Source organism: Rhodoplanes tepidamans (genome assembly GCF_030813915.1).
GTDB lineage: Bacteria > Pseudomonadota > Alphaproteobacteria > Rhizobiales > Xanthobacteraceae > Rhodoplanes > Rhodoplanes tepidamans.
On record NZ_JAUSUJ010000029.1, the window covers coordinates 24,435 to 42,241 of the forward strand.

Below are 17,807 nucleotides of genomic sequence, written 5' to 3' on the forward strand. Positions count from 1 at the left end.
GCGTCCGTCGGCCCGGCCACAATTTCCCCGACAGTCCGCCCTATCCGGCTGCCGGCCGCGTCACGCGCCTTTGACATTTCCCAAGGTTGCGACCTGGGGTGTCATGGTCAATGACAGGGCCACCGTTTAGGGTCTCGCCATGATGCTCTCCTTCCTGCTCGCGCTGATGACCGCCGTGGCCCTCGGCGCGGCGCTGTGGCCGCTGATCCGGCGCACCGGGCCCGGGCGCGGTGGCGACGACGTCGCCGTCTATCGCGACCAGCTCGACGAGATCGAGCGCGACCTGTCGCTCGGCGCCATCGGCCCGGCCGAGGCCGAGGCCGCCCGGGTCGAGGTGTCCCGCCGGCTGATCGCCGCCGCCGAGGCGGCGCGGGCGCCGGTCGAGACGCCGATCTCCAAGAGCCCCGGCCTCCGCAAGGCCGCCGCCGCCGTGCTGGTGGCGCTGCCGCTCGCCGGGCTCGGCTGGTATCTCGTCACCGGATCGCCCGAGATGCCGGCGCAGCCGCTGGCCCAGCGGCTCGCCCGCCTCCATGCCGGCAAGGCCGGCGAGACCGACCAGAACGCCGCCATGGCCGCCATGGTGCCGCGGGTCGAGGCGCATCTGCGCACCAATCCGGAGGACGGCCGGGGCTGGGCCGTCCTGGCCCCGGCCTACATGCGGCTCGAGCGCTTCGACGAGGCCGTGAAGGCCTATCGCAACGCCATCCGGCTGCTCGGCGAGACCGGGGACCGGGTCGCCGATCTCGGCGAGGCGCTCACCAGCCAGGCCGGCGGCATCGTGACGCCGTCCGCCAAGGCGCAGTTCGAGCGCGCCCGGGTGCTCGACAAGGACCATGTCTCGGCGACCTATTATCTCGGCCTCGCCGCCCGCCAGGCCGGCCGCCCCGACGAGGCGCGGACCCTCTGGCAGGGCCTGCTGGACCGGGCGCCCGCCGACGCCCCGTGGGCCGGCTTCGTCAAGACCGCGCTCGCCGGGCTCGACGCCCCCGGGCCGGGCGGCGTGCCGGCCGAGGTGCCCCAGGCGCTGAGCGAGGAGCAGAAGGCGATGGTGCGCGGCATGCTCGACCAGCTCACCGAGCGGCTGCGCCGGGACGGCACCGATGTCGAGGGCTGGCTGCGGCTGATCCGCTCGCATCTGGTGATGCGCGATCTCGATCGGGCCCGCGCCACGCTCGCCGAGGCGCGCCGGGCGCTCGCCGACCTGCCCGACCGGCTGGTCCGGCTGGAGGCCGAGGCGCGGGCGTTCCGGCTCGACGCGGGTGGCCCTGCGGGCGCGGCCGCGGCGCCGGCGGCGGGACCGCGCGTCGCCGCTCCGGCAGCGGGGGCGGACATCGCCCTGCCGGCACCGGCCCGGCCGTCCGGAGCCGTCGAAAAGTCCGCCTCCGCCGACACCGGCGCCGACTACGACGAGACGATGCGGGGCCTGATCGACCGCCTCGCCCGGCGGCTCGCCCAGGACGGCAGCGACGTCGACGGCTGGCTGCGGCTGGTGCGCACCCATATGGCGCTCGGTGAGCGCGACCGGGCGACCGTCGCGGTGGCCGATGCCCGCAAGGCGCTGGCCGGCGCGCCCGACAAGCTCGCCCGCCTCGATACCGTCGTGAAGGAGCTCGGCCTCTCCGAGGCCGGCTCCGCAGCTGGTTCCGGAGCCGTGCAATGACCCGCAAGCAGCGTCGTTTCGCCCTGATCGCCGGCGGTGTCGCCGTGCTGGCCGTGGCGGTCGGCCTCGTCCTCAACGCGCTCAACGACTCGATCGTGTTCTTCAACTCGCCGACCGACGTGGTCGAGAAGAAGGTGCAGCCCGGCACGAGGCTGCGCATCGGCGGCCTGGTCGCGCCGGGCTCGGTGGAGCGTGGCGAGAACCTGGCGGTGCGCTTCCAGGTGACCGACGGCGCCAACACCATCACGGTCGCCTACAAGGGGATCCTGCCGGATCTGTTCCGCGAGGGGCAGGGCGTGATCGCCGAGGGCGTGCTCGACACCGCGGGCGTCAAGGCCGACAGCGTGCTCGCCAAGCACGACGAGAAATACATGCCGCGCGAGGTCGCCGACGCGCTGAAGAAGCAGGGCCACTGGCAGAGCGACTACGACAAGGGGCAGGGCGCCGCGACGCCGGCCTCGACCCCGGCGCAGGCCCCGGCGCCCGGGCCGCAGTCCTCGGTGGCGAAGCCCGCCTCGACCGGAGCCGCGACGCAATGATCCCGGAGCTCGGCCACTACGCCCTCGTGCTGGCGCTGGCGCTGGCGCTGGCGCAGGCGATCGTGCCGCTGGTCGGCGTGCGGACCGGCGACGCCGCCCTGATCGCGGTGGCCAAGCCGACCGCGCTCGCCCAGTTCCTGTTCGTCGGGCTGTCCTTCGCGGCGCTGACCGCGAGCTACGTCGTCTCCGACTTCTCGGTCGAGAACGTCGCCGCGAACTCCCATTCGGCGATGCCGCTCGTCTACAAGATCACCAGCGTGTGGGGCAACCACGAGGGCTCGATGCTCCTGTGGGTGCTGATCCTGGCGCTGTTCGGCGCGCTGCTCGCCGCCTTCGCCCGGAATCTGCCGGCCGCCCTGCACGGCGCCATCCTGGCCGTGCAGGCGATCGTCGCCACCGCGTTCTACCTGTTCATCCTGCTCACCTCGAACCCGTTCGCCCGGCTCGCCCAGCCGCCGCTCGAGGGACGCGACCTCAACCCGATCCTGCAGGACATCGGCCTCGCCATCCATCCGCCGCTGCTCTACGTGGGCTATGTCGGCTTCTCGATGGCGTTCTCGTTCGCCGCCGCGGCGCTGCTGATCGGCCGCATCGACGCCGCCTGGGCGCGCTGGGTGCGGCCGTGGATCCTGGTCGCCTGGATCTTCCTCACCCTCGGCATCGCGATGGGCTCCTACTGGGCCTATTACGAGCTCGGCTGGGGCGGTTGGTGGTTCTGGGACCCGGTCGAGAACGCCTCGCTGATGCCGTGGCTCGCCGGCACGGCGCTGCTCCACTCCGCCCTGGTGATGGAGAAGCGAGAGGCCCTCAAGGTCTGGACGATCCTGCTCGCCATCCTCACCTTCTCGCTGTCGCTGATCGGCACCTTCCTGGTGCGCTCCGGCGTGCTCACCTCGGTGCACTCCTTCGCCACCGACCCGGCGCGCGGCGTGTTCATCCTGATGATCCTGGTGCTGTTCATCGGCGGCAGCCTGACGCTGTTCGCCTGGCGGGCTCCGATGCTGCGCCAGGGCGGCCTGTTCGCGCCGGTGTCGCGCGAGGGCTCGCTGGTGTTCAACAACCTGTTCCTCACCACGGCCTGCGCCACCGTGTTCGTCGGCACCCTGTATCCGCTGGCGCTCGAGGCGCTGACCGGCGCCAAGATCTCGGTCGGGGCGCCGTTCTTCAACATGACCTTCGGGCCCCTGATGGTGCCGCTGCTGATCGCCGTGCCGTTCGGCCCGCTGCTCGCCTGGAAGCGCGGCGACCTGCTGGGGGTCGCGCAACGGCTGATGGCCGCGTCGGGCGCCGCGATCCTGGCCCTGGTGGTCACCATCGCGGTCGCCGGCGGGCCGGTGCTGGCGCCGCTCGGCATCGGCCTCGGCGTGTTCGTGATCGTCGGCGCCGCGACCGACCTCGCCGAGCGGATCGCCCTGTTCCGGGCGCCGGCCGGGACGACCCTGCGCCGCGCCGCCGGCCTGCCGCGCTCCGCCTGGGGCACCGCGGTCGCCCATGCCGGGCTCGGCGTCATGCTGCTCGGCATCGTCGGCGAGTCGCAATGGAACATCGAGCGCATCACCGCCATGAAGGCCGGCGACGTCGCCACGGTGGGGCGCTACGAGCTCGCCTTCGACGGTCTCGACCAGCGCGAGGGCGGCAACTACCGCGAGCTCGTGGTGCGCTTCTCGGTGCGCGAGGGCGGGGTGAGGATCGCGACGCTGGCGCCGTCCAAGCGCGCCTTCACGCATCGCGACATGGCGACCACCGAAGCGGCGCTGATGCGCCACGGCGTCGGCCAGCTCTACGTCTCGCTCGGCGATCTCAACCCGGACGGCTCGGTCGCGGTGCGGGCCTACGACAAGCCGCTGGTGCTGCTGATCTGGATCGGCACGCTGGTGATGGCGATCGGCGGCGGCCTGTCGCTCTCCGACCGCCGCCTGCGCGTCGGCGCCCCGCGCCCGTCGAAGGCCCGGCTGGCCGCCCAGCCGGCGGAGTGAAGATGGTGTCGCCCGCCGTGATCGCGCGCCTTGCGCGCCGCGTCTCAGCGGCGGGTCGTCTTGCGGCCGGTCGCGCGTTGCGCGGGCGTGCGGCGCGACGGCGTGCCGGGTGGCGTGATGTCGGTCTCGACGGGCGCCAGGAGATCGAGCGGCACGGCGAGCACCCGGGCGAGCTTCCGATGCAGCGCCAGCGGGCCGGCACGCTTGCCGCTCTCGAGATCGGACAGATAGCCCTGGGTGATCCCGAGCGCGGCGGCGAGCTCGACCTGGGTCATCTCGCGAAAGCCGCGCAGCACGCGGATCGGGTTCTCGCCGTCGGCGAGCGCCTCCGCGACTGCGACCGGAAAGACCGGTGCACCAGCCGAGATCTCCTCGCGGGCCTTCGCGACCAGCCGGGCCGTGCCGGCATCCTCGGCGGCTTCCGCCGCGAGGGCGACGAGCCGCTCGTATTCGGCGCGCGGCAGGATCGCCACCTCGCCCTTCGGGGTCGTCTCGAACCGGACCTTCATGGTGGTCTCCCGGCGTCTAGCGTGTCGGTCTTGCGTTCAGTCGTAGATGTCGCGGCGATGGCCGACCGCGACCACCACGATCGTGTCTCCGTCATGGTCGAAGATGATCCGCCAGTCGCCGACGCGGAGCCGGGCGCCCGCCCGGCCTCTCAGCACCTTGACGTCCCCGTGGCCGGTGGCCGCGTAGGCTTCCAGCCTCGTCCTGATGCGGGTCCGCGTCGCCTTGGGCAGCTTGGTCCACTGTCGCGTCGCGGCCGGGGTGAAGACGATCGACCGCATGCTTCGATATCGCATTATGCGATATCGAAGTCAACCGGGATTGTGCCCTCATGATCCGACGCCTCCTGATCTGCACCGCGACGCTGATCGCGCTCGTCCTCTGTTTCGCCGCGCCCGCTCTCGCCGTGCAGCCCGACGAGATGCTGAAGGATCCGGCGCAGGAGCAGCGGGCGCGCGACATCTCGCAGCATCTGCGCTGCCTCGTCTGCCAGAACCAGTCGATCGACGATTCCGACGCCGGGCTCGCCCGCGATCTCCGCCTCCTGGTGCGCGAGCGGATCAAGGAAGGCGACAGCAACAGCCAGGTGATCGACTATCTGGTCGCCCGCTACGGCGAGTTCGTGCTGCTCAAGCCGCGCTTCTCCTGGCACACCGCGATCCTGTGGGTCGCGCCCGCCCTGATCCTGCTCGCCGGCGCGATCGGCTTCGGCGTGATGCTGCATCGCCGCCGCGACGCCGCGGAGCTGGCCGTCGCCGCACCGCTCAGCGAGGAGGAGAAGAAGAAGCTCTCCGAGCTGACGAAGGGGTAGGGCGGGGGATCGCCCGCCGCCGTAGAGGGGGCAAAGGCGCGTGAGCGTCGTGCCCACGCCGTCGTGAGCAACGCCGCGGTGGTCGACCCACCCTGCGCGGTATGCATTCTCGTCAGTCCGGAATGCCGCGAAGCGGCTGTCCGGAATCCATGACCCCGGTCTGATTTGCTTCGGATAGACAGGGGCCATGGGAGGACCGCGTTCCGGCTTTCGGCCAGCCCGGAACGACGGACTCCGAACATTGAATCCTGCTACAGCCACCCGACCCGGCGGAACCACCAGAACAGCGTGCCGCAGACGCCGGTGATGGCGGCGATGACGACGTAGTAGCCCCAGACCCATTCGAGCTCGGGCATGTGCTTGAAGTTCATGCCGTAGATGCCGGCGACCGCGGTCGGCACGGCGAGGATGGCGGCCCAGGCGGCGAGCTGGCGGGTGATCACGGTCTGCTGCATCTGGCCGACCATCAGGCCGGCCTCGAACGCGAAGGCCAGCACCTCGCGCAGCGCGTCGATCTCCGACTGGACGCGGCGGATGTGGTCGGTGACGTCGCGGAACAGCGGCTGCAGGTTCGGGTCGATGGCGGTCAGCTTGGAGTGCTCCAGCCGCTGGCAGACGTCGACCAGGGGGCCGGCGGCGTTGCGCAGCCGCAGCAGGTCGCGGCGCAGCATGTAGAGGCGGTTGATCGCCTCGGTGCTCAGGCTGTCCTCCAGCACCCGGTCCTCGATGCCCTCCACCTCCTCGGTGATCGCCTCCAGCACCGGCCCGTAGTTGTCGACGATGAAGTCGAGCACGGCGTAGAGGATGTAGTCCTCGCCCTGCAGCAGCATCTCGCGGGCCGCCTCGCACCGGTGCCGCACCTCGGCGTAGGAGCTCGAAGGCCCGTGCCGCACCGTCACCACGTAGCCGTGGCCGACGAACAGATGCGTCTCGCCGAAGGCGATGCGGCCCTCGACCATCTGGGCCGTGCGGGCGACGACGAACAGCGTGTCGCCGTACTGCTCGAGCTTGGGCTGCTGGTGCGCCTTCTCGGCGTCCTCGATGGCGAGCGGATGCAGCCTGAACTGGCCCTGCACGCGGGCGAGGAGGTCGTGGCTCGGCTCGTAGAGGCCGATCCAGACGACGTGGCCGGGGCGCTCGGCCCAGCGGCCGGCTTCGTCGACCGGGATGTCGGCGAGCCGGCGGCCGTCCCGGTAGACGACGGCGTTGACGAGGCCCCGGCTGTCGAGGTCGGCCGGTCCTGTCGCGGCGGGGAAGGGGGACGCCGGCGCGTCGCGCCGGTCCGGCAGGGTCTCGGTCATGGTCGGTCTCGGCGGGCCGGACGGGCGGAGGACCCGCAGGGCGGGGAACAGGGTCCGGCCGATGTAATCCCGCCCGGCCCCGCCGCCAAGCGAAACCCGGGAGCGGTCGCCGTTCTTCCGCCCAATTCGTTGATTTTCCCGGTCTTTCATCGGAATCCCACCTTACCGATGTTTAATCCGCCGGTCAGGACACGGTAATCCTCCCGCTCTCATCTTCTCTCCCGACGGTGATGCGGTTCGCGCCGCCGGACGATGAGACGATGGAGCCTTTCATGATCGAGAGCCAACCCCTGAAGCAGAAGGCGCGCAGCATCGTGTCGGCGCGGCGCCTGGCGCTTCTCGCGACCGTCGGTGCGCTGGGCGCCGGCGTGCTGTTCGTCAATCCGGACTTCGTGCCGGGCAGCCGGCAGTCCGCCCTTCTCGCCCCGGCCCACGCCCAGACCCAGAACGCCCAGCGTCCCGCCGGGTTCGCCGACATCGTCGACAAGGTGAAGCCGGCCGTGATCTCGGTGAAGGTCAAGGTCAGCAACGAGCGGCCGCGCGTCGGCACCCGCGGCGAGGAGGATCCGTTCGGTCCGGGCTCGCCCTTCGAGTTCTTCTTCCGGCGCTTCGGCCAGCCCGACGGCATGCCGGACCAGCCGCGTCAGCGCCGCCGCCAGTTCTCCACCGGCCAGGGCTCCGGCTTCTTCATCACGCCGGACGGCTACGCCGTGACCAACAACCACGTGGTCGACAAGGCGGAGAGCGTCCAGGTCACCACCGACGACGGCAAGACCTACACGGCCAAGGTCATCGGCACCGATCCGCGCACCGACCTGGCGCTGATCAAGGTCGAGGGCCGCACCGACTTCCCGGCCGTGGCGCTCGGCGACAAGGCGCCGCGCATCGGCGACTGGGTGCTGGCGGTCGGCAATCCGTTCGGCCTCGGCGGCACCGTGACGGCCGGCATCGTCTCGGCGCGCGGCCGTGACATCGGCGCCGGCCCCTACGACGACTTCCTGCAGATCGACGCGCCGGTGAACCGCGGCAACTCGGGCGGTCCGAGCTTCGACATGGACGGCAACGTGGTCGGCGTGAACACGGCGATCTTCTCGCCGTCGGGCGGCTCGGTCGGCATCGCCTTCGCGATCCCCGCCGAGACGGTCCGCACCGTCGTCGCCCAGCTCAAGGACAAGGGCCAGGTGACGCGCGGCTGGATCGGCGTGCAGATCCAGCCGGTCACGGCCGACATCGCCGACAGCCTCGGCCTCAAGGCCGAGCAGGGCGCCCTGGTCGCCGAGCCGCAGAGCGGCAGCCCGGCCGCCAAGGCCGGCATCCGCTCGGGCGACGTGATCACGGCCGTCAACGGCGAGCCGGTGAAGGATGCCCGCACCCTCGCCCGGACCATCGGCACCATGGCGCCCGGCGCCAGCGTGAAGCTCGACGTCTTCCGCAAGGGCAAGACCGAGACCATGACCCTGACCCTGGGCGAGCTGCCCAAGGAGCGGGTCGCCTCGCGCGGCGACGACGACGGCGAGCGCGGCGGCCGGGGCGGCGACACCAAGGTGCCGCGGCTCGGCCTCACCCTCGCCCCGGCCGGCTCGGTGGCCGGCGGCGGCAGCGACGGCGTGGTGGTGACCCAGGTCGATCCCGACGGGGCGGCCGGCGACCGGCTGAAGACCGGCGACGTGATCCTCGACGTCGGCGGCGCGACCGTGAACTCCCCGGCGGACGTCCGCAAGGCGCTCGCCGAGGCCCAGACGGGCGGCAAGAAGACCGTCCTGATGCGCGTCAAGACCGGCCAGAACACCCGCTTCGTCGCGGTGCCTCTCGGCAAGGGCTGACCGCCACCTCGGGGTGCTGCCGTCGGCACCTGTCGCCCCCGCCGCGCAGCCCCCGTGAGAGGGACGGGCCCCGCCCGTCCCTCCTGTCTTCCGCAGGGACGGTCCGACCGTCCCGGAGCCTCATCGGGCGGTTCCGGCAATCCTCGCCCCGCCGGGGCCGTCGGTGGAGGGGACGGCGGTTCGCCGCCGTCCCCTTTCCGTCCCGCCTGTCCGCCGGCGCGGGCCAGTCCCGCCCTTGCGGCGGCTGCCCGCCGGTGCGGGGCCCCCGCGCCGCGCGGCGGGAGGAAACCGCCGCCCGACGCGGTTGTCACGGCGTCGGGGGCTCGCTACTTCTCCGGAGGAGGCGGCGATGTCGCCCATTCTGCGTATGCCGACGGTCGAGGCGTCACCCGAGGGACGGGCCGTCGCGTCCGACGCCAAGGGCCACACGATGCGGCTGTTGATCATCGAGGACGATCGCGACGCGGCCGACTACCTGGTCAAGGCGCTGCGCGAGGTCGGCCATGTCGCCGACCACGCGGCCGACGGCGAGGAGGGGCTGGCGCTCGCCTCGCACGAGACCTACGACGTGCTGATCGTCGACCGCATGCTGCCCAAGCGCGACGGCCTGTCGGTGATCGGCGCGCTGCGCACCAAGGGCGTCACCGTGCCGGCCCTGATCCTGTCGGCCCTCGGCGCCGTCGACGACCGGGTGAAGGGCCTTCGCGCCGGCGGCGACGACTATCTCGCCAAGCCCTACTCGTTCGCCGAGCTGCTCGCCCGCATCGAGGTGCTGGCGCGCCGCCACGGCGGCCGTGAGGAGACGGTGTATCGGGTCGGCGACCTCGAGCTCGACCGCCTGTCGCACCGGGTGACCCGCGGCAAGGAGGAGATCGTGCTGCAGCCGCGCGAGTTCCGGCTGCTCGAATACCTGATGAAGCACGCCGGCCAGGTGGTGACCCGCACCATGCTGCTGGAGAACGTGTGGGACTATCACTTCGATCCGCAGACCAACGTGATCGACGTGCACGTCTCGCGCCTGCGCTCGAAGATCGACAAGGGTTTCGCGCAGCCGCTCCTCCATACCGTCCGCGGGGCCGGATACATGATCCGTGACGGCGCTCGCTAAGCTCCTCAAGACCACGGCGTTCCGCCTCACCCTGCTGTACCTGCTGGTGATGGCGCTGTTCGCCGCCTTCCTGCTCGGCTACTTCGCCCTCAACACGCGGCGGCTGATGAACGAGCAGATCGTCCGCACGGTCGACAACGAGATCGAGGAGCTCACCGGCCAGTACGAGGCCGCCGGGCTGCGCCGGCTCGTCCACATCGTCGAGAGCCGCGCCAATCAGCCGGGCTCGAGCCTCTATCTCGTCACCACGCCGACCGGCGCCGGCGTCGCCGGCAACGTCGCCTCGCTGGAGCCCGGGGTCATCGAGCGCACCGGCTGGGTCGAGACCAGCTACCGCCGGCTGGAGGAGCCGGACGGCGGCGAGCACATCGCGGTCGTCAAGGTCACGGCCCTGCCGGGCGGCTTCCGCCTCCTGGTCGGCCGCGACCTCGCCGAGCGCGAGCACATGTTCCGCATCGTCGCGACCGCCGGGCGGTGGTCGGTGGCGATCGTCCTCGTGCTCGGCCTGGTCGGCGGCGTGTTCGTCAGCCAGCGGGTGCTGCGCCGGATCGACGCCATGACCGACAAGGCCCGCCTGATCATGGCGGGCGACCTCTCGGGGCGGCTGCCGGTCGGCGGCTCGGGCGACGAGCTCGATCGCCTGGCGACCAGCCTCAACACCATGCTGGAGCGGATCGAGACGCTTCTGCGCGGCCTCAAGGAGGTGACCGACAACGTCGCTCACGACCTGAAGACGCCGCTGACCCGGCTGCGCAACCTCAGCGAGGCGGCGCTGCGCCACGCGACCAGCGAGGCCGACTACCGGCAGGCGCTGGAGGCGGTCATCGAGGAGTCGGACGGGCTGATCCGCACCTTCGAGAGCCTCCTGATGATCGCCCGGGCCGAGTCCGGCGAGCCGCGCGCCGACATGGTGGTGTTCGACGCCGCCGCGATCGCGCGCGACGTCGGCGAGCTGTACGAGCCGCTGGCCGAGGAGAAGGGGCTCGCCCTGCGGGTCGAGGCGGCCGAGACGGTGGCCGTCAGGGCGAACCGCGAGCTGATCGGACAGGCGCTGGCCAACCTGATCGACAACGCCATCAAATACGCGGCCGAGGCCGAGCCCGCGGCGGCCCGCCTGCCGGTGCCGGCCGCGGCCGAGGCCGTGTCCGCGGATGTCGGCGCCGGTCCGGCCGGGCCCGTTCCGGCCGGGGCCGGGGAGATCGAGCCGGCGGCCGGCACGGGCGCCCGGCTGCTGCTCGACGCACCGCCGATGTTCCCGGCGGCGCCGGCCGACGTGGTGGTCTCCGCCGCCGTGGTGGGGGACCGGGTCGAGCTGGCGGTCGCCGATCGCGGGCCCGGCATCGCGCCGGAGGACCGCGCCCGGGTGCTGGAGCGGTTCGTCCGGCTGGAGAAGAGCCGTTCCAAGCCGGGCTCCGGATTAGGATTGAGCCTTGCATCCGCGATCGCCCGGCTTCATGGAGGGGAACTGCGGCTCGAAGACAATGCGCCGGGTCTCCGGGTCGTCCTCTCCCTCCCCCGTCCGGCCCCCGCCTGAAGGACCTTCCGTGGCGAACCAGCCGGCAGCGATGGCCGTGGACGCGACGCCCGCGACGCTCGCGGCGCGCATCGTGCGTGCCCCCCTGATGGTCGAGGCCGAGACCGCCCGCGAGGCGGTCGACGACTGGATCGGCGAGGCGGGCGAGGCCGGCGCCGCCTTCGCCGCGATCGCCGCCCGGCATCCGATGGTGCGGGCCCTCGCCGAAGGGCTGGCCGACGGCTCGCCCTTCCTGTGGGAGCTGGTCCGGCGCGATCCCGCAACCTTCGTGGCGCTGCTCGGCTCCGACCCGGACGCGCGCTTTCCGGCTCGTCTCTCGGAGACGTTCCGGGCGGTCGCGCAGAGCCGCGACGACGCCGAGGTGATGCGGCTGCTGCGCCGGCTCAAGGCCGAGGCGGCGCTGCTGATCGCGCTCGCCGACATCGGCGGGGTGTGGGCGCTGGAGCGGGTCACCCGGGCGCTCAGCGACCTCGCCGACACGGCCGTGCGGGCGGCGGTGCGCTATCTGCTCCTCGCCGCCATGCGGGCCGGCAAGCTGGTGCCGCGCGATCCCGACCACATCGAGGAGCACTCCGGCTACGTCGTCTTCGCCATGGGCAAGGGCGGCGCCCACGAGCTCAACTATTCGAGCGACATCGACCTCATCGTGTTCTTCGATCCGGCGGCGCCGCTCGCCCCCGACATCGAGCCGGGCCTGCTGTTCGTGCGGATCACCCGCAGCCTGATCAAGCTGCTGCAGGAGCGCACCGGGGACGGCTACGTGTTCCGCGTCGACCTGCGCCTGCGCCCCGACCCGGCCTCGACCCAGGTCGCGGTCTCGGTGCCGGCGGCGCTGCACTACTACGAGAGCATCGGCCAGAACTGGGAGCGCGCCGCCTTCATCAAGGCGCGGCCCTGCGCCGGCGACCTGGCGCTCGGCGGGGTGGTGCTCAAGGAGCTGACGCCGTTCGTCTGGCGCAAGTATCTCGACTTCGCGACGCTCGCCGACGTGCACGCGATGAAGCGCCAGATCCACGCCTACAAGGGCCACGGCGACATCGCGGTGGAGGGCCACAACGTCAAGCTCGGCCGCGGCGGCATCCGCGAGATCGAGTTCTTCGTGCAGACCCAGCAGCTCATCGCCGGCGGCCGCAATCCCGGCCTGCGCGGCCGCGAGACGCTGGCGATGCTCACCGTCCTCGCCGAGGGCGGCTGGATCGCGCCGGAGGCGGCGACCGAGCTCGCCCGCGCCTACCGGTTCCTGCGCGAGGTCGAGCACCGCCTGCAGATGGTCGCCGACGAGCAGACCCACAACCTGCCCTCCGACCGGCCGGCGCTGGAGCGCTTCGCCCGTTTCCTCGGCTACGAGAGCCGGGACGCCTTCGCGGCGGCGCTGCTCGCCGAGCTGAACGTCGTCCAGCGCCACTACGGCGCGCTGTTCGAGCACGCCGCCCTGCGTGCCGCCGAGCAGCGCGGCCTCGCCTTCCCGGCCGACCGCGACGACAAGGAGACGCTCGACAAGCTCGGCGCCATGGGCTTCCGCACCCCGCTCGAGGTCTCGACCACGGTGCGGCGCTGGCTGACCGGGGCGCCGCGCGGCCTGCGCGGCGAGACGGCGCGGACGCATTTCGAGCAGCTCGTGCCGATGCTGCTCGACCAGCTCGCCAGCTCGGAGAACCCGGACGGCGCGGTGCTGGCCTTCGATCATTTCCTCAATGGCCTGCACGGCGGCGGGCGGTTGTTCGCGCTGCTCAACCAGAACCCGGACCTGGTGGCGCTGGTCGGCCTGCTGCTCGGCACCGCGCCGCGGCTCGCCGACATCCTGGCGGCGCATCCGCAGGTGATGGATCCGCTGATCGATCCGGCCTTCTTCGGCGCGCTGCCGGACGCCGCGCGGCTCGACGCGGAGCTCGAGCGCTCGCTCGCCCAGGCGCGCTCCGACGAGGACTTTCTCGACCGCGTGCGGCTGTTCGGCCAGGAGCACATGTTCCTGATCGGCGCCCGCATCCTCTCCGGCACGGTCTCGGCCGTGCAGGCCGGCGACGCCTTCGCCGGGCTCGCCGACGTGGTGATCAAGGCGCTGCACCGCTCGGTCGAGCGCAGCTTCGCGGCGACCTACGGCCGCATCAAGGGCGGCGAGAGCGCCGTGCTCGCCATGGGCAAGCTCGGCGGCCGCGAGATGACGGCCTCCTCCGACCTCGACCTGATCGTCATCTACGACTTCGACGAGCAGAGCCCCGAGTCCGACGGCGCCCGCTCGCTCTACGGCAGCCAGTACTGGGCCCGCTTCACCCAGCGGCTGATCAACGCGCTGACCACCCAGACCAATCATGGCCGCCTCTACGAGGTCGACATGCGGCTGCGGCCGTCCGGCCGCTCCGGCCCGGTCGCCACCTCGCTCGCCGCCTTCCGCGAGTATCAGCGCAGCGAGGCGTGGACCTGGGAGCACCTGGCGCTGACGCGGGCCCGCGTCGTCTCGGCGTCGCCCGCCTTCGCCCGCGCCGTCGAGCAGGCGATCCGGGCGGTCCTGTGCGTGCCGCGCGACGCGAAGACCATCGCGGGCGACGTCGTCGAGATGCGCCGCGCCATCGCGACCGAGAAGGGCGACAGCGAGCGCTGGAACCTGAAATACGTCGCCGGCGGCCTGGTCGACATCGAGTTCGTCGCCCAGTACCTGCAGCTCGTCCACGCCGCCAAGACGCCGGCCATCCTCGACACCTCGACCATCCGGGTGCTGGAGAAGGCGGCCCGGCACGGGCTCCTCGCGGTCGAGGACGCCGAGGTGCTGCGCCCGGCGGCGCGTCTCTATCACGACCTGACCCACGTGCTGCGGCTGTGCCTGCCGGGACCGTTCGTCCCGGAGAAGGCCGGCGCCGGCCTGCTCGCGCTGCTCACCCGCGCCGCCGACGTGCCCGATTTCCCGACCCTGGAGGCCCACCTCGCCGAGACCCAGGAGCGGGTCCGCGCCAGCTTCGTGCGGATCCTCGGGGAGGAGCCGTAGCATCGCGGCCGGCCGGCGGTTGCATATCGATTTCAATTGGATGATGATTTGAAATCGATGTGCGATGTGCTGGAGGCGTGGTGATGTCCACGGCCGTGAGCCGGATCCTCGATCGACTTCGAGAAGGTGGTGGCCTGCAGGGCAAGGACATCGCCAACATCGTCGCAGTCTCTCCCGCGACGGTGTCGCGCTGGGCGAGCGGCAAGGCGATGCCGGACTTGCGCACCCAGACCGTGATGGCCGAGCTGCGTTATGTCGTCGACCGGCTCGCCGAGCTCTACACGCCGGACGAGACGCGGCTCTGGCTCCATGCGCGGCATCCGATGCTCGGCGGCGAGCGGGCCATCGACCTGATTCATTCCGGCCGGACCGAGGATGTTCTGGCGATCATAGAGGCGCTGGACCAGGGCGCCTTCACCTGATGCCCGACGATCTCCGCCGGGCCCGCGACCTCGAGCTTCTCGACGCGGTCGACGCGCTGGCGCGCGAGCCGTTCGAGGGCGAGACGTGGCGGATCGTCCGCGAAGGGCGGGACCCGTGCCTCGGCGGCGCCTCGCTCAGTCGGTGGTGCAACGGACGGTTCGAGGTTCTCTATACGGCTTTGGACCGTGACGGCGCCGGGGCCGAGATCCACGCGCTGCTGTCGTCGCAGCCGGTCTTTCCGTCCAGGCCGCGTTGGTTCGCGCATCGGCTGCGAATTACGGGAGTCCGAACGTTGCACATCGCCGACATGGCGATGCGCGCCCGCCTCGGTGTCGATGTCGATCGCTGGGGGGAGCGCGACTACGGACGAACGCAGGACATCGCCGATGCGGCCCATTTCCTCGGTTTCGACGGTCTGGTGGCGCCGAGCGCCCGATGGTCCTGCGCGAACCTGATGCTCTTCACCGATCGTCTCGCACCCGATGCGATCACGGTGGTCGCGAGCGAGCCCGAGCCGATCGACTGGATGGCCTGGCGCCTGCGGGTGCGCCGTTAGGCTGTCCGCTCCTCACGCGCAGGGGCGGACGGCGGCGCCGTCGAGGTCGGCGCCGGCCAGGGCGGCATCGAAGCGCCGGGCGGCCGCCTGCAGCTCGCCGATGCGGGTGGCCTGCTCGCGGGTCGCCTCGATCGGCAGGCGCACCACCACGATCGTGCCCTTGTTCGGGGTCGAGCGCAGCCGCATGCTGCCGTGGTGCAGCTCGACCAGCGACTTCGAGATGGCGAGGCCGAGACCCGAGCCCTGGTGGCTCTTGGTGAACTGGTCCTCGACCTGCTCGAACGGGCGGCCGAGTCGGGCCAGCGCCTGTCGGGTGATGCCGATGCCGGTGTCGGCGATGGCGATGACGATGCTGTCGCCGCTGCGGCGCCCGTGCACCCGCACCTCGCCGCCGTCCGGGGTGAACTTCACCGCGTTGGAGAGGAGATTCAGCACCACCTGCTTGACGGCGCGGCGGTCGGCGACGAGGCCGATCTCCGGCGCGATGCGCGACGTGACGGTGAGCGACTTGTCCCGGGCCCGCTTCGCCACAACCCGGATCGCCTCGCCGAGGATGCGGTCGACCTCGACCGTCTCGAAGTCGAGGCGCAGCCGGCCGGCCTCGATGCGCGACATGTCGAGGATGTCGTTGATGACGTCGAGCAGGTACTGGCCGCTCTCGCGGATGTCGCGGCAGTACTCGTCGTAGCGGTCGACGCCGAGCGGCCCGAACAGCCGCGCCTCCATGATCTCCGAGAAGCCAATGATGGCGTTGAGCGGCGTGCGCAGCTCGTGGCTCATGTTGGCGAGGAACTTCGACTTGGCCTGGTTGGCGTCCTCGGCCCGGGTCTTCTCGACGGCGTATTTCTCGGCGAGCTCGGAGAGCTGGCGCGCCTGGCTCTGCAGCGCCTGCTGCGAGTTGCGCAGGTCGCTGATCGTCGCCATCAGGCGGCGCTCGCTCTCGATCAGCTTCTCCTCGTGGCGCTTGATCTTTGTGATGTCGGTGCCGACCGAGACGTAGCCGCCGTCCTTGGTGCGCCGCTCGCTGATCTGCAGCCAGCGGCCGTCGTCGAGCTGGGCCTCGAAGGTGCGGCCGCCCGCCGCGGCGGCGCCGTTCTCGGCCACGATGGTGCGCACAACGTGCTGGCTGCCGGCGGCGAGCACCGCCTCGTAGGAGGTGCCGGCGACGACGGCGGAGTCGGAGAGGTTGTACAGCTCCTGGAAGTTGGAGTTGCACATCACCAGGCGGTTCTCGGCGTCCCACAGCACGAAGGCCTCGGGCACCGTCTCGATCGCGTCGCGCAACCTCAGATCCGCGGCGACCGTCTTCTCGACCAGGCTCTTCTGCTCGGTGATGTCGACCGCGATCCCGATCAGATGCACGCCGCCGTCCTGGCGGATGATCTCGCAGCGCACGCGCAGCCACACCCAGTCGCCGCGCGCGTGGCGCATGCGGAAGGCGCGATCGATCGCGCGGGTCTGGCCGTCGGCGATCTGGGTCGCGAGACCGGCGAGGTCGACGTCCTGCGAATTGACCAGCGCCTCGAGATCCTCGAACTCCAGCAGCTCGTCGCGGGACTCGATGCCGAGGATCGCGAACATCGAGTGCGACCAGAAGATCCGGCCCGAGGCGAGGTCCCAGTCCCACAGGCCGCAGCGGCCGCGGTTGAGGGCGGTGTCGATGCGGTGGCGCACCGTGTCGTGGATCAGGTCGGCTTCGCGGGCCCGCACCGCCTGCCAGTGGAAGGCGAAGCCGAGGATCAGCACGACGAAGCCGGTGGTCGCCGACAGCGTGACGGTCATCGCCGCGTCGGACCGCCACGCCGCCGTGGCGGTCGACGACGGGATGATCACCAGTACCCGGCCGAGCGGGGCCGGCAGGTCGCGCACCGTCACCAGGCCGGTGCCACCCTCGGCGAGCTCGCTCTCGACGACGCTGGCGCGGTGGCCGAGCGGTGCCGCGCCGGCGATCGGGGTGGCGAGATCGGCGAGACGGCGGCCGCGGCCGCGCTCCGGCGGGGTCGAGGCGATCACCACCCCGGCCGCGTTGCCGACGAAGACGTCGCGGTCGCGCAGCGCCGGGTCGGTGCCGATCAGCGCCGTCACCTCGTCCTGCAGGCGACCCGGCGCCGTCGTGCGGGCGACGCGATCGAGCCGCTCGGCGAGCAGCGCCGCGAGCACCTCGAGCTCCGAAGCCGCGGCGGCGACGGCGTGACGATGATTGTCGCGGATCTGCACGGCCGCGCCGGTAGCGATCGTGATCAGGAAGACCAGGATGAGAACCGGAACCGCACGTCGCAGGACGGGCTCGGCCACCAGGAGCCGACGATACGTCGGCTTGGCGACGGACTGCGCCAACGCCTTGATGGAATCGGTACTCGCCGACGCGCTCGCGCCGTGAGCGGGCGCCATCGCCAGCCTCCGTTCGGATTCAGTCCTGAGTTGGTCGGAAGGATGTGCCGCATCTCCCCGAACGGCGGCATTGGAATCGAATATTAACGATTTGTCGAGAGTCACCGAATCGATTTCGGCCACATTTTTCTCGACCGAGAAAAACCCGAGTCTTTGGAATCTGATAGTCGGTCGCCGGAGCGCGCCCGACCGGCCGCC

At 71.6% G+C, this 17,807-nt stretch carries 14 protein-coding genes; 10 read left to right on the forward strand and 4 right to left on the reverse strand.

The features are described 5' to 3' along the window. Nucleotides 1-139: 139 nt before the first annotated feature. From ccmI to J2S22_RS26175, 3 genes are read left to right on the forward strand one after another with little or no spacing between them, the layout of a single operon-like run. The gene (ccmI, locus tag J2S22_RS26165; RefSeq protein ID WP_272779506.1) at nucleotides 140-1,660 is read left to right on the forward strand and encodes a c-type cytochrome biogenesis protein CcmI; all 1,521 of its coding nucleotides are present in this window, start codon (nucleotides 140-142) and stop codon (nucleotides 1,658-1,660) included. Continuing rightward, nucleotides 1,657-2,199 (forward strand): cytochrome c maturation protein CcmE, encoded by a 543-nt coding sequence (ccmE, locus tag J2S22_RS26170; RefSeq protein WP_272779505.1) that lies wholly within the window; start codon nucleotides 1,657-1,659, stop codon nucleotides 2,197-2,199. Before ccmI ends, ccmE begins: the two co-directional genes overlap by 4 nt. Then, nucleotides 2,196-4,175, forward strand: coding sequence for a heme lyase CcmF/NrfE family subunit (locus tag J2S22_RS26175; protein ID WP_272779504.1), 1,980 nt, complete (start codon nucleotides 2,196-2,198; stop codon nucleotides 4,173-4,175). The genes ccmE and J2S22_RS26175 overlap by 4 nt, the downstream gene beginning before the upstream one ends. 44 nt (nucleotides 4,176-4,219) lie before the next feature. On the opposite strand, the gene J2S22_RS26180 is transcribed toward J2S22_RS26175, so the two are convergent. Together J2S22_RS26180 and J2S22_RS26185 are read right to left on the reverse strand one after the other, a co-directional pair. Next, a complete protein-coding gene (locus J2S22_RS26180; protein WP_272779503.1) occupies nucleotides 4,220-4,684 on the reverse strand; it encodes a helix-turn-helix transcriptional regulator in 465 nt (154 codons plus the stop codon). Nucleotides 4,685-4,720: 36 nt separating this feature from the next. Further along, nucleotides 4,721-4,963: a type II toxin-antitoxin system RelE family toxin gene (locus tag J2S22_RS26185; RefSeq protein ID WP_272779502.1), complete on the reverse strand. Its 243-nt coding sequence runs from the start codon at nucleotides 4,961-4,963 to the stop codon at nucleotides 4,721-4,723. A gap of 50 nt (nucleotides 4,964-5,013) precedes the next feature. Here J2S22_RS26185 and J2S22_RS26190 point away from each other — a divergent pair, with 50 nt between their 5' ends. After that, nucleotides 5,014-5,493 (forward strand): cytochrome c-type biogenesis protein, encoded by a 480-nt coding sequence (locus J2S22_RS26190; protein ID WP_272779501.1) that lies wholly within the window; start codon nucleotides 5,014-5,016, stop codon nucleotides 5,491-5,493. 251 nt (nucleotides 5,494-5,744) lie between these two features. On the opposite strand, the gene J2S22_RS26195 is transcribed toward J2S22_RS26190, so the two are convergent. After that, nucleotides 5,745-6,794 carry a magnesium and cobalt transport protein CorA gene (locus J2S22_RS26195; RefSeq protein ID WP_272779500.1) on the reverse strand — a complete coding sequence of 350 codons (1,050 nt, stop codon included), beginning with the start codon at nucleotides 6,792-6,794 and terminating at the stop codon, nucleotides 5,745-5,747. A gap of 272 nt (nucleotides 6,795-7,066) precedes the next feature. Here J2S22_RS26195 and J2S22_RS26200 point away from each other — a divergent pair, with 272 nt between their 5' ends. The 6 genes from J2S22_RS26200 (at nucleotide 7,067) to J2S22_RS26225 (ending at nucleotide 15,218) form a co-directional block, all read left to right on the forward strand. After that, nucleotides 7,067-8,617 carry a Do family serine endopeptidase gene (locus tag J2S22_RS26200; protein ID WP_272779499.1) on the forward strand — a complete coding sequence of 517 codons (1,551 nt, stop codon included), beginning with the start codon at nucleotides 7,067-7,069 and terminating at the stop codon, nucleotides 8,615-8,617. A gap of 430 nt (nucleotides 8,618-9,047) precedes the next feature. Next, nucleotides 9,048-9,725 (forward strand): response regulator transcription factor, encoded by a 678-nt coding sequence (locus tag J2S22_RS26205; RefSeq protein ID WP_272779530.1) that lies wholly within the window; start codon nucleotides 9,048-9,050, stop codon nucleotides 9,723-9,725. Further along, nucleotides 9,709-11,259 (forward strand): HAMP domain-containing sensor histidine kinase, encoded by a 1,551-nt coding sequence (locus J2S22_RS26210; RefSeq protein ID WP_272779498.1) that lies wholly within the window; start codon nucleotides 9,709-9,711, stop codon nucleotides 11,257-11,259. Before J2S22_RS26205 ends, J2S22_RS26210 begins: the two co-directional genes overlap by 17 nt. Before the next feature lie 31 nt (nucleotides 11,260-11,290). Then, nucleotides 11,291-14,239 carry a bifunctional [glutamine synthetase] adenylyltransferase/[glutamine synthetase]-adenylyl-L-tyrosine phosphorylase gene (locus tag J2S22_RS26215; protein WP_272779529.1) on the forward strand — a complete coding sequence of 983 codons (2,949 nt, stop codon included), beginning with the start codon at nucleotides 11,291-11,293 and terminating at the stop codon, nucleotides 14,237-14,239. A gap of 83 nt (nucleotides 14,240-14,322) precedes the next feature. After that, complete coding sequence (locus tag J2S22_RS26220; RefSeq protein WP_272779497.1) at nucleotides 14,323-14,661, forward strand: antitoxin Xre/MbcA/ParS toxin-binding domain-containing protein; 339 nt, start codon at nucleotides 14,323-14,325, stop codon at nucleotides 14,659-14,661. Then, the gene (locus J2S22_RS26225; RefSeq protein ID WP_272779496.1) at nucleotides 14,661-15,218 is read left to right on the forward strand and encodes an RES family NAD+ phosphorylase; all 558 of its coding nucleotides are present in this window, start codon (nucleotides 14,661-14,663) and stop codon (nucleotides 15,216-15,218) included. The genes J2S22_RS26220 and J2S22_RS26225 overlap by 1 nt, the downstream gene beginning before the upstream one ends. A 12-nt stretch (nucleotides 15,219-15,230) precedes the next feature. Here the strand turns inward: J2S22_RS26225 and J2S22_RS26230 are convergent, their stop codons facing one another. Beyond that, nucleotides 15,231-17,609, reverse strand: coding sequence for a sensor histidine kinase (locus J2S22_RS26230; RefSeq protein ID WP_272779495.1), 2,379 nt, complete (start codon nucleotides 17,607-17,609; stop codon nucleotides 15,231-15,233). Between the last annotated feature and the right edge of the window lie 198 nt (nucleotides 17,610-17,807).